An 11,866-nucleotide genomic window follows, 5' to 3' on the forward strand; every position below is an offset into this window, starting at 1 on the left:
TCGTAGCCCAGCCACATACCTCCTTGTGGGGTAGCTGCCAGCGCGATGCGGCGGCTAAAGCCGGGCGGCGAAATAATTTGCTCCGCACTCCACCGACCAGATTCGCACACCCGGGCTACGATGGCGCTACGCTCCCGTTCCGGATGCTCCCATGCTAGCCACACCCGTCCACGGACATCGGCCATCGCCTTGGGGTGCCAGGCGGCTTGACTAGTGGTCGAAAGCCGCTGCTCGGGCCGCCAGCGCCCCCGCACCCGCTGGCGCCCGTACACGGCCCACTGCCCGTGCCGTCGGCCCTGCCAGAACACCCACGTTACGCCAGGCACAGCAACTACCGTGGCCAGACTTTCTACCCCTTTGCCCTGGTCCACGCGCTCGGCCGCGGTCCAGCCCGTAGGGGTTCGGGACCGCCAGTAAAGCTGGTCAAGCCCTCCTCGCAAGGAGGTGAACACAACCGCTGCTTCACCGGCCTCGTCTACCGCCAATGCAGGATACTTGTCATAATACGCGTCGGATTCACTTAGGCTTTGGACTGGGCTTGCTATTGCTGACATGCTCTGGGTCCAGGCTAGCCCCGCCTTCAGGATTAGTAACCCGGTCAACCAGCCGCGATGCCGCAACCCTACAATAGCTCCCAGGCGAAAAGCGGAAAATAGCGAAATGTGCATAAAGTAGCGTAGTCAAGCAGCTAGCCAGTAGTTAGGTTAAATCAGCCGCGGGTCTTGCAGCTGATTTATCCGGCGGTGAGTAAGGGAAGGTTAATTGGATTGGCGGGCGCCCAAGGGGCGCGGAAGCAGGCTAGTCGGTATCAGGCCGAACTGCCGCAGATGGTGGTGAAAATGCTTGAAATGAAACACCTGCCACTGGCGAAAATTGAGGTTGCCAAAAGCCGGATGGACCGCAGTTGCAGCTGGCTGCTGGGCGTAGTGGTCAAAAAATTCGTCCAGCGTCAGCAGCAATAAAGAAATCGCTGCCGCCAGCGACGGCTGATGCACAGGGCCCAGTTTGCGAGCTGTCGCGGGATTGGGGGTACTGATGTTAAAAGGTGCATCAGCTTGCAGATAAGCTTGAACTTCGTCGAGGGCCGGGCTGGGGGGCGGGGCGGGCAACCCGTAGCGACCCATGGAGAGGCGCACCGCGCCGGTCAAGTGCTCCACCATGTGCTGGGCCGTCATCTGGCCCCAATTGGGCACTTGAATAGGGCCGAGGTGGACGAGCAGCCGAGGCACATCGCGCTGCAAAAAGTCGATTATTTCGGCTTCGGAATACGGGAAGTCTGACATGATAAAGGAAGTTGGTCGTGAGCTTAGGCTGCTGCCAGGGTGGGAGCAGGTGCTGGAATTACCGCGACATCGGGCGGCAGCAGCTTGTAGAGCACCGGCGTGACGATGCGTGAGAGCAGCAACGACGAGCTAAGCCCACCCACGAGCACCCAGGCCAGTGGCGTATAGAGCGGAGCTGTTTCCAGAATCAGCGGCACCAGCCCGCCGATGGCCGTGAGCGTGGTCATGAGGATGGGGATGAAGCGGGTTTCGCCGGCTTCTTCAATGGCCTGCTGCAGTGGCAGGCCCTGGGCTCGCAGCTGATTGGTGTAATCGACTAGCAGAATGGAGTTCTTGATTTCGATGCCGATAAGGGCCACGAAACCGATGATGGCCGTGAAGGAAAACGGATAGCCCGCCAAGTGCAAGGCCAGCACCCCACCCACCGCGCCTAGCGGCACCACCGAGAGCACAATCAGTGTGCTTTTCAGGGAGCCGAACTCAAGCACGAGCACCAGCACGAAGGCGAAGGACGAAAGCAAAATGGTAGTGCCGAAGCCCGCGAGGGCATCATCCTTGTTTTCCTGCTCGCCGGCCATCTTGTAGTAGTAGCCGGGCGGAAACTTAAGCTTATCAAGCCGCTTCGCGGCGGCTTTTTGCAGCGTGGCGTAGAGGTAGCCGTCTTTGGCAAAAGCGTTGACGGTGGTGTAGCGGGCCTGGTCGAGGTGGCGGATGGCGGGCGCGGCCGTTTGCAGGCGCACGTCGGCCACCTCGCGCAAGGGCACCACCCGGCCGGTAGCGGCAGGCACGTAAAGGCGGTCGAGCACAGCCAGCTGCTGGAAGCCGCCGGTGCGGGCCAGGGTCACGGTCACGGGCAGCTTGTCCTGCCCGTTGCCCTCGGTCAGTTCGGCGGCGGGCAAGCCGGCCACGGCCAAGCGCACGGTGCGGTCAATGTCGGCTGTTGCCACGCCCAGCAGGCCGGCTTTCTCCTTGTTGATGTCGACTTTTAAGTCGGTGGCAAGGTTTGCCACCGGGTTGTAGAGGTAGGTGGTGCCTGGTACGGCGCGCAGCTCCTGCTCGACTTGCATCGAGAGCCGACGCAGCGTGTCGAGGTTGTCGCCGAAAATCCGGACGGCCACCGGTGCTTCCAGCGGCGGGCCCTGCTCGAAATCCTTGACTTCGACGCGGGCGTTGGGGTAGGAGGCCAGCTCACGACGCAATTTCTGAACCAGCGCATTTTTCTCCTCCCAGGTTTCGGCCCGGCACTGCACAAAAATCTGGGCGAAATTGGGCTGTTCGTTGCGCTGAGGCACGTTGTAGTAGATGCTGGGCTGGCCCTTGCCCACGTTGGTGGTATAGTGGATGATGTCAGCCGAATGCCGGGCCAGCACCCGCTCCACGTCGCGGGTTACGCGGTCGGTCTCGGGGATGCCCGCCGAGTTGGGCATCTCCACGTTTACCAGGAACTGGGGCTTTTCGGCCTTGGGAAACAGGCTGAAACCCATGCGCGGTACCGCCACTCCCAACCCCAAACCCACCAGCCCGAAGGCCACGAGCAAGGACGCTTTGGGATGCCCCAGTGCCCAGTGCATCAGCCGCCCGTAGGTGGCATCCACGCCCCGGTGCAGGCCGCGTAGCAGAAAGTTGCCTTCCGGATTGTCCGATTCCCGCAACAGGCCCGACGCCAGAAACGGCACGATGGTGAGCGAGACGAGTAGGGAGGCCGCTACCGCCGTCACCACGGCCGTGGGCAGCCCTCGGATGAAGGCGCCCGGCGAGCCCGGCAGCCGCAACAAGGGCACAAAGGCAATGATGAGGGTGACCGTGACGCCAATCACGGGCAGGGCAAGCTGCGAAGTTGCTTCAATCACAGCCTCGGTACGGCTCTTACCGGTACGCAGCATGCGCTCGATATTCTCGACCACGACGATGGCATCGTCCACCAGAATGCCCAGGGCTACAATCAGGCCCACGATGCTGAGCTGATTGATGGTAAAGCCCAGCGCGTTGAGTAGAAACAGGCCGATGCTGAGCGAGAGTGGAATGGAAATCATCACCACCACCGCCGAGCGCCAGCCCAGCGGCAGCAAGGTCAAACTTACCAACAGAATGGCCAACAGGAAGTCTTTGCCCAGCCGCGCCAGCCGGTGACTGACGCTGGCCGCCTGGTCGAAGGTGGTGATTAGCCGCAGGTTGGCGGGCAGGGTTTTCTGAAAGGCCGCTACCACCGGGCCGGCCTGTTTTTCAAGGTTGATGATGTTCTGGCCGGGCTTCTGCGAGGCCGTTATCATCACGCCGCGTACCCCGTCGAGGCGAGTAATGTGCCGGGCCTCCGCGTAGTTAAAGCGCACGTCGGCCACGTCGCGCAGCTGAATGATTTTACCGCCCCGGGCGTATACCACCACGCTTTCAATCTCGGCGAGTGTGCGCAGGTCGCCGCTGGTTTTCAGGTTGAAGCGCCGGCTGCCTACCTCCACGCTGCCGCCGGGAATGTTGAGGTTCTCGCTTTGCAGCGCGCCGAGGATGGCCGCGGGCGGAATGTTCTGCTGGGCCAGCTTTTCCAGGTTCAGGGCCACGCGCACCTCGCGCTGGGGGTAGCCCCAGGTTTCGACTTTCTTGAAGCCTGCCACGCCCTGCTCCAGCTGGTCCTGGAGCTTTTCGGCCCAGAACTCCAACTCCTTGTACGAGGCATTGGGGCCAAGCAGCATGTACTGGTACACGTTGACGTCCGACGACTGGAACCGCTTCACTTCCAGGCTTTGCAGGCTGGCGGGTAGTTCCGGGCGGGCGGCGTTCACCTCGCGCACCATCTCCTGGTACTTTTCCTCCGGGCTCACCGAGAAGTCATACTCGACTTTCACGATGGCCAGCCCATCATCGGCCGTGGAATTGACCTTCTTGACATTTTCCAACTCGTTGAACCGCTTTTCCAGCGGTTGCACCACGTCATTTTCCAGGTCAGCGGGCGAGGCGCCGGGGTACACGGCCACCACCGTGAAGGTAGGAAAGTTCACCTCCGGGTCTTCCCCGCGGGGCATCGTGAGCAGGGATTGCAACCCCGCCGCCAGCAGGGCCACGAACAGAATGAGCGTGAACGAGCGGTTCTGGACGAAAAATTCGATAAAGCGACGCATGGCCAGGACTTAAAAATTAGTTGCTTGTCGTCAGCGGCTCAGCGTGCGGGCTCACCGATTGGACCTGAATGGTGGAGTATTCCGTGAGGAAGCCGGCCCCCTTGGTCACGACCTGGGCCACCGAGTCGAGGCCGGTGCGCACATACACTTGGTTGCCCTCCACAAAAGCCACCCGAATGGGCAGCTTGCGCACCCGCCCGCCACTCGCGGCCGGTGCGAACACAAAGGCATTTTCGCCTTCGCCCTCCACCAGGGCCTCAGCCGGGATGATGTGGTAGGTGGCCTGCTGCTGGGGCCGGAGCGTGGCGCGGGCAAACAGCCCGCTGGCTAGGGCCGCGCCCGTTTCGGGCTGAACCTGAATATCAATCTGCCAGGTTCCGCTGGCGGGGTCGGCCCCGGCCGCCAGCCGCTTCACCCGGCCCGTAAAGTCGCGGCCGGGGTAGGCGTCGAGGCGCACGGTGGCCGGGTCGCCCACGCGCAGGCGCGCCCAGTCCTTATCGGCCACGCCTGCTTGGAGAATCCAGGTATCGTTGCCCGTGGTTGCGTTCATGAACAGGACCGGCGTGCCGGGCGCGGCCAGCTCGCCCTCATTGAGCAGCTTGCGCACGATGCGCCCGGCCACCGGGGCTCGGATTTCGGAAAACTGCTGGTTGAAGCGCGCAATGCGTGCCTGCTCCTGGGTCACGGCGTAGGCTGTGCGCAGGTTTTCCACGGCCTCGCGCGGGGCGGCGCTGTCGGCCAGCAGGCGGCTGAAGCGGTCCAGGTCGCGCCGGGCTTTGGTCTGGTTCTGCTCGGCCTGGGCCACTTGGGCGCTGATTTCGGTCAGGTCGAGCGCGGCCAATAACTGGCCTTGCTGCACGTAGTCGCCTTCCTTCACCAGCACCCGGCGCACGAGGCCGCCGGTTTTGAAGGAGAGACGAGCCTCCGTTTCGCTACTGAGCCGCCCTGAGGCGGTAATGGGTTGGGCCAGCTGCTGCTTCTGGACCGGAGCCAGGGTTACGGCTATATTATCGGTTGCTACTGTTTCAGTAGCGACTGGCTGGGCTTTTTTGCAACTACCGAGCAAGGTGCCTGCCAGCACCACGGCCGCAAGCAAATGGAAAGAGAAACCGGGGGTTTTCATGACGCAAAACCTGTAATATGAAATGACAGCGAAAAAGAAGGGGGGGCCCTTACTCGGCGGCCAGGGCCTGCCGCAGCTCGGCTTCGCGGATGAAGACGTCGTAGCCCGCGATGACCCGTGCCAGCTGGGCGTTGGTTTGGCGGGCGGTGGCATCGAGTAATTCCAGCACGATGGCCTGGCCCTCCACGTAGCGGCGGCGCACGATGGCGAAGCTCTTTTCGGCGTTGAGCTGGGCCGCGACGGCGGCCGTATTGGCCTCGCGGGCCGAGGCAAGGTTGTCGTACGCCTGGGTGACTTGCAGCTGCAACTGCTGCACGAGGTCGGCGCGTTGGGCCTGCACATCGTCCAGCGCCAAGCGGGCCAACTGCTCTTCACCCCGCTTAATGCCGCCCCGAAACAAGTCCCAACTTAACGCGAACTGCATAAACTGAAACCGCTGCTGGGGGACGTCGAAGTGGTAGCCGTAGCCCTGATAGCCCAGGTCCGTCACCCAATTCAGTTGCGGATATAACCTCGCCGCCCGACGCTGGCGCAAACCCAGCGCGCGGGCCGCTTCGGCGTGGGTTACTTGCTCCAACTCCGGCCTTTGCGCAAGGGACGCCGTGCGGTAAGCACTTAGGTTGGCACCCTCCGGTGCTGCCAGGGTAGTGCCGGAGGGCTCTTCCACGGCAATGCTGTCGTCGAGGGGCCGGTTGAGGAGGTAGTTGAAATTGGTGCGGGCCAACTGGCGGCGATTGGCGGCGGTGGCCAGGTCGCGCTGGTTGCCGGCGAGCTGAGCCTTGGTGTTGTACACCGCGTCATTGGTGGTGAGGCCGGCGTTCAGGCGGGCCTGGTTCACGCGCAGTAGTTCGGCCAAGGTTTGGGTAGTGGTGCGGTAGATGGAAACGGCCGAGCCCGCTTGCAGGTATTGGTAGTAAGCCACTTCAATCTGGTGGCGTAGCGTGTTGCGGTAGGCTGCCTGCCGTGCCTGCTGGGCCGACAACAGTTCCTTTTGGGCCTTGTAGTTGAAATAGATATCCGTATTGAACAGCGGCTGAATAATGCGGACTTTGGTTTCCTGGAAGTTGTTAGGCAGCAGTTGTGCAGACACATTGGCAATCTGCGGAAACCGGTTCGTGCCAGTCAGCGTGTTCAAGGTGCTGTACACCGGGTTCACTAGGTCGCCTACCGGCAGGTCGATGGTGCGGCCGCCGTTGGCCAATGAGTAGGTCGCACCAAGCTGAACTAGGGGCTGAAAAAGCCCAGCGGCCTGGCGCACCTGTTGGGTTGTCAGGGCCACGGCAATGCCCTCGCGACGTAGCGCTACGTTCTGGGCCAAACCCGTTTCCACGTAGGCTTGCAGTGTGTGGTTAGCAAGCTGGGCGGCAGCAGGCTGGGTTGTCCAAACACTGCTCAATGCAATAGCTTGAGCCAAACGCTTCAGGTGACTATTACCACCGATAAACAAGTGTACAGTGTTCATTGTAGGAATAAAAAAAGGGTCACAGCCCATATTGAAGCACTTTGTTAAACAGCCCCATTGCTTCGTCCATTATTGTTAGGCGACGCTCTTCGGAAAAAATCATCAGCCGCTTACGAAGGAATAGTGCAGCTAATCCGTGTACTTGGCTCCACACCATCAGAGCGCCCGTTTCGGCATCGGCGCAGTGGAATACCCCCGCGTCCATGCCCTGTTGCATGACCTGCACCACTCGATTAAAGGCAGCCCGGCCACTGGCCCAGGGCTCGGCCTCGCCTCGTGCCTCTACGGCTTCCATTGGGCCGGTCATGATGAACATCAACTCAAACAGTTCAGGGTGCTTGAAAGCGAATTGCAGATACTGATGGCCTATTGCCTGGAGGCGCTCGGCAGGATGAAAAATATCAAATACCGAATCAAAAGCCTGCTTTAGCTGACTAAAAGCCTGATTTTGCAGGGCAAACAGCAACTCGTTTTTGTCCTTGAAATACAGGTAGATGGTAGCAGGACTGTACTCAATGGCCTCGGCAATATTTCGCATACTCACTTTCTCAAACCCCTGCTCATTGAACAGGTGCTGCGCCGCCGCCAGGATGGCCTGACGCCGTTCGGTCTTTTCGCGCTCTTTGCGTTCGGTGATACCCACGGTGATGCTGAAGAAATGATTACGGTGCAAATATAGTTAACACTGTTCACTATCCTACAAAACAAAAATAATTCCGGTTCCCGCTAGCTTAAACCACCGTCAAGTGTTCCGCCGCATGTCGCGCGACCAGTTCAATTTCGTCGAATTCCAAGGCAATCCGCACGCCACCCAGACCACTAATATGTAAGCGACCATCAAGTTGTTTACTCAGCCCTCGAATCAGGTTGAGTCCCAAGGTTCTACTGCGCTGGGGGTTGAAGTCGGCGGGAAAGCCTATGCCGTTATCGCTGATTAGCAAGTAGTAAGTTTTCTCAACCTGGCTGAGTTCTACGCGGATTACGCCTGCCTCCTGCGGTCGAAAGGCGTATTTGAGGGAATTCGTAATGGCCTCGTTGAGAATCAGGCCCACGGGCACGGCCAACGCCACGTCCAGCGCGACATCAGAGACTGCTAGTTCCGCCTGCACATACTCTTGGCAATCGAAAGTAGCAATCAGGTAGCTAACAATTTCCGCCACATAGTTTTGTATGGGCACACTGGCCAGCTGTGTGCCTTGGTAGAGCTTCTGGTGAATGAGCGCCATGGAATGCACCCGGTTCTGGCTCTCGCGGATAGCCGATAAAGCCGCCTTATCCTGCAAATAACTGCTTTGCGAATACAACAGACTGGTGATAATCTGCAGATTGTTTTTCACCCGATGGTGAATTTCCTTTAGCATCCATTCCTTGTCTTCCAGGGCTAATTCCAGCGATTTATTTTTTTGGTTTATTTCATCTTGCTGTGCTTCCAGCTTTTGATTGCTGCGCTGTTTGAGGCGGTAGCGGTTGTAGCCCAGGCCCAGCAGAAGTGCCATTAGCAGCGCGCCAACGAACAAGGCATTGCGCTGAAACTCACGCTGGCGAAGGCTGGCGCGCTGCACAAAATTTTGCTTGGTGAGCAAGGCCATGTTGTGTTCCCGCTTTTCGGTGTTGTACTGCATGCGCAAGTTGGCAATCACCGTGCTGCTGCGGGTATTAAAGATGGAGTCATTCAGTGCTTTGTAATGTTGGTAGTGCGCGATGGCAGCCGATAAATTCCCCTGGGCGGAGTCTACCTTGAAGCGCAACAAATAGAAGCCCGCATTTTCAGTTAGTGATGCCGTTTGACTGCCAATGGTAGCTGCTTTATCGAGGTAAAACCGGGCCTTATCAAACTGATGGGTGTCCGTGTAAATTCTGCCTAGCAACACGCAGGACGCGTACTGAATTTGACGATAGAATATGTCGAACTTTTTGTTTCTGTGGGCCAGGGAGGATGCTAAGGCCACCCCTTTCAGGGCCGCCTTTTCGGCCAGCGCATACTGCTTGCTCGTTACATACCCATTGCTCAAACCCTCGGCAAGCATATAGCGGGTTACATCGTTGACAGGGGGATTGGCCCGGCTCTCTTTCAGTAATAAAGCCACTGCCTGCTCCGGCTGATGCATTTTAATTAGCGTATTGGCTATTGCGCAGGCGGCCCGCATGTACGTTTCGGCCGGTGCGGCTTTCTCTTCCCGCTTCATCTGCGCTAATGCCAGATAGCGATAGGTCAGGCTGGGGGCATATTGGCGGAGAGTTTCGTAAATTTCCGCCATTCGCATGTAGAAATTACTCAGATAGACAAGGTCATTCGTTGCCTTCGCGCCGTTAATAGCCGCCAATTCGAAGCGAATAGCCTCCTGGTAGTTAGCCATTTGCTCGTCCACGGCTACCAGTAAGTCAAACGTGTAATGCAAGCGGCGGTAGCCGACGCTTCGGTACTCGGCCAGCACCTGCAGCAGTTCGTCGTGCGCCTGCGCGTATCGTGCCTGGGCAAGGTGAATGTCGGCAATCCATTTGAGCAGATACGCCGCCCGTTCCGGGTCGTTCGTCGCCAGGTAAAGGCGCCGGGCTTTTGCAAAACACTCTAAGGAGCGGAATAGGTCGCCCGTATTGGCGCGATAGGCAATGCCTAAGTAGAACCAGCCATCTGCTTCCAGATGCTTATTCTGAAGGGCCACACTCTGGGCTATACCTTGTCGAAGCAATTCCGTGCCTTGCGCTGCCTTGTGGAGGAAGGGGAGGATGCGTCCAGTAAGATAGAGGCTGATGGTTTTGCCGCTGGAAAAATGCAATGAGTCGCTTAAAAACCGGGCTTGCTGGCTGTAGGCATAGGCGCTATCCAAATTCAATAACAGCTCCTCGCGCCGGGTAACCAAGGCATTGCTTAGTTGCAGCAAAAGGTTAACCCTGTTTGTATCCGGCGGGCATTGCCATAACCTGGCTTTTAGGCTATCCACAGAGGCCCGGCCTAACAGAGGGTCTAAAGGCTCCGCTTTTGCTAGCCGGCCAGCGCCAAAAAGAAGCAGAAAAAGTAGTAGGAGCTTCATGTTGACCATCAACTCCAATGAATGAATATGGCAGCGCTTTGTTCTATTAAGATACGACAGTTTTCTGGCTCCTTTAATAATGCCTGAACTGGATTAACCCAGGGCGACAGGCCGCATTTTGCAACTGCTGCGAATGCCTGAATTGCGGATTCACTTCGCTAGTCCTAGTCCTAGTCCTAGTCCTGGGCCTAGTCCTGGGCCAACACGCGCGCATCCTGCCGGCTCGCCCGGGTCACGGCCTCTACGTCATCAAACGCCAAAGTTATGCATACGCCTTGTTGCCCGTCAATTTGCAAACGCCCATCAATCTGCTTACTTAGGCCGCGAATCAGGCTCAATCCCAAGGTTCGACTACGCTGGGGATTAAAGTCGGCGGGCAATCCCACGCCGTTGTCACGGATGCTAAGCACGTAAGTTTTCACAGAGCGGGTGAGTTCTATGCGAATGATGCCTGCTTGCCGGGTCGGAAAGGCGTATTTGAGGGAATTCGTAATGGCCTCGTTGAGAATCAGGCCCACGGGCACGGCCAGTGATACATCCAACTCCACGTCGGCTACTGCAAGCTCGGTCCGGACGAAGTGCTGGCTATCGAATGAGGCAATTAAGTAATTCGCAATTTCCAGCACGTAGGCCTGCATGGGTACGCTGGCCAGCTGCGTGCCTTGGTAGAGCTTCTGGTGAATGAGGGCCATGGACTGCACCCGGTTCTGGCTCTCGCGGATGGCCGATAACGCCGCCTTATCCGTGAGGTAAATGGTTTGCGAGTGCAACAGGCTGGTGATAATCTGCAGGTTGTTTTTCACCCGGTGATGAATCTCCTTTAACATCCACTCCTTATCCTCCAACAGTTGGTCCTTGTCCACCAGCAGTAGTTCTTTCTCACTCACTACCTGCTCCAATGCGTGATTTTTCTGGTTGATTTCGAACTGTTTCTTTTCCAGCAACTGGTTGCTGCGCTGCTTGAGCCGGTAGCGGTTGTAGCTCACGCCCAGCAATAGCACCAACAGCCCCGCACCCGCGATGATGCCGTTGCGAATGATGCGCTCACGGTCTAACTGGCTCTGCTGGCGTTGCTCTTTTGCGGTTAAGAGTTGAATGCGCTGCTCCTTTTGCGTGGTTGCATACTGCATCTTGAGCTCTTCGACCTGCCGGGTTTTGCTGGCCGAGAAGATGGAATCCGTTAGGGCTTTGTATCGGGTGTAGTGAGCAATGGCCGACAGGTAATCGCCCGCCGCCGAATCAACTTGGAAACTGGCCAGGTGAACGGTGGCAATAATATCTGCCGGTATAATCATCCCGTCATGAACTGCCAGCAGCTTTTTTAAGTACGGCCGGGCCTTGGCGTATTGCTTGGTTTTAATATACAATTGGCTCAACATTAGCCAAGTTGACTCGGCACCATACGCATCAACTTGCGAATCCAAAGCTGTGCTCTGAAGCAGGTATTTCTCCGCCTGCGGGTACTGTTTCAAGGCAATGAAACAATGGGCCATTGCTTCTGCGAGGGTCTTTTTATTCCGGGGCGAAAACGGCACGTTCTTCCGGGAAACGTTCTGCAAAAAGCGCAGTCCCTCCTGCGCCTTTCCCTGTTTAACCAGGCCACTGACCAACCGGCTGATGATTCGGACGTCGGGGGTCAGCTGGCCATTGCGTTGGCTCAAGGCCAATGATTTTTTCAGGTAAGCAACCCCGGTGTTTACCTCGTCCAGCTCCAAATACAAGCTGCCCAACATCCCGTAAACGTAGTCCAGCAATTCCTCGTGCCCGCTTTCCTGCACGCTACGGAGGGTTTGGAGCAGGTAAGCCAGCGATTTGGCGTTGTTGCCCTTGTTGTATTCAATCTCGTGCAGGGC

8 protein-coding genes are annotated in these 11,866 nt (G+C 58.1%); all 8 read right to left on the minus strand.

From position 1 onward, the window contains the following. The coding region (locus AAFH49_RS21890) for a hypothetical protein (RefSeq protein WP_342301572.1) at positions 1–452 on the minus strand (452 nt) is incomplete at its 3' end. 306 nt (positions 453–758) lie between these two features. Beyond that, positions 759–1,283 (minus strand): DUF1569 domain-containing protein, encoded by a 525-nt coding sequence (locus tag AAFH49_RS21895; RefSeq protein ID WP_342301573.1) that lies wholly within the window; start codon positions 1,281–1,283, stop codon positions 759–761. Between the two features lie 23 nt (positions 1,284–1,306). Further along, positions 1,307–4,396, minus strand: a complete 3,090-nt coding sequence (locus AAFH49_RS21900; RefSeq protein WP_342301575.1) for an efflux RND transporter permease subunit — start codon at positions 4,394–4,396, stop codon at positions 1,307–1,309. A 16-nt stretch (positions 4,397–4,412) separates the two neighbouring features. Continuing rightward, a complete protein-coding gene (locus AAFH49_RS21905; RefSeq protein ID WP_342301576.1) occupies positions 4,413–5,519 on the minus strand; it encodes an efflux RND transporter periplasmic adaptor subunit in 1,107 nt (368 codons plus the stop codon). A gap of 49 nt (positions 5,520–5,568) precedes the next feature. Next, the gene (locus AAFH49_RS21910; RefSeq protein ID WP_342301578.1) at positions 5,569–6,981 is read right to left on the minus strand and encodes a TolC family protein; all 1,413 of its coding nucleotides are present in this window, start codon (positions 6,979–6,981) and stop codon (positions 5,569–5,571) included. A 19-nt stretch (positions 6,982–7,000) separates the two neighbouring features. Then, on the minus strand, positions 7,001–7,624 hold the full coding sequence (locus AAFH49_RS21915) for a TetR/AcrR family transcriptional regulator (RefSeq protein ID WP_342301580.1): 624 nt from the start codon (positions 7,622–7,624) through the stop codon (positions 7,001–7,003). Positions 7,625–7,712: 88 nt separating this feature from the next. After that, entirely contained in the window at positions 7,713–10,013 is a 2,301-nt protein-coding gene (locus AAFH49_RS21920; protein ID WP_342301581.1) for a sensor histidine kinase, read from the minus strand. A 188-nt stretch (positions 10,014–10,201) separates the two neighbouring features. After that, positions 10,202–11,866: histidine kinase dimerization/phosphoacceptor domain -containing protein (locus AAFH49_RS21925; RefSeq protein ID WP_342301583.1), on the minus strand; the 1,665-nt coding region annotated here is incomplete at its 5' end.

The sequence above is a fragment of the Hymenobacter segetis genome (assembly GCF_038448715.1).
GTDB lineage: Bacteria > Bacteroidota > Bacteroidia > Cytophagales > Hymenobacteraceae > Hymenobacter > Hymenobacter segetis.

Coding starts and splice junctions, on each gene's coding strand:
- AAFH49_RS21895 (WP_342301573.1), bottom strand. CDS start 1,283: ATGTCAGACTTCCCGTATTCCGAAGCCGAAATAATCGACTTTTTGCAG.
- AAFH49_RS21900 (WP_342301575.1), bottom strand. CDS start 4,396: ATGCGTCGCTTTATCGAATTTTTCGTCCAGAACCGCTCGTTCACGCTC.
- AAFH49_RS21905 (WP_342301576.1), bottom strand. CDS start 5,519: ATGAAAACCCCCGGTTTCTCTTTCCATTTGCTTGCGGCCGTGGTGCTG.
- AAFH49_RS21910 (WP_342301578.1), bottom strand. CDS start 6,981: ATGAACACTGTACACTTGTTTATCGGTGGTAATAGTCACCTGAAGCGT.
- AAFH49_RS21920 (WP_342301581.1), bottom strand. CDS start 10,013: ATGAAGCTCCTACTACTTTTTCTGCTTCTTTTTGGCGCTGGCCGGCTA.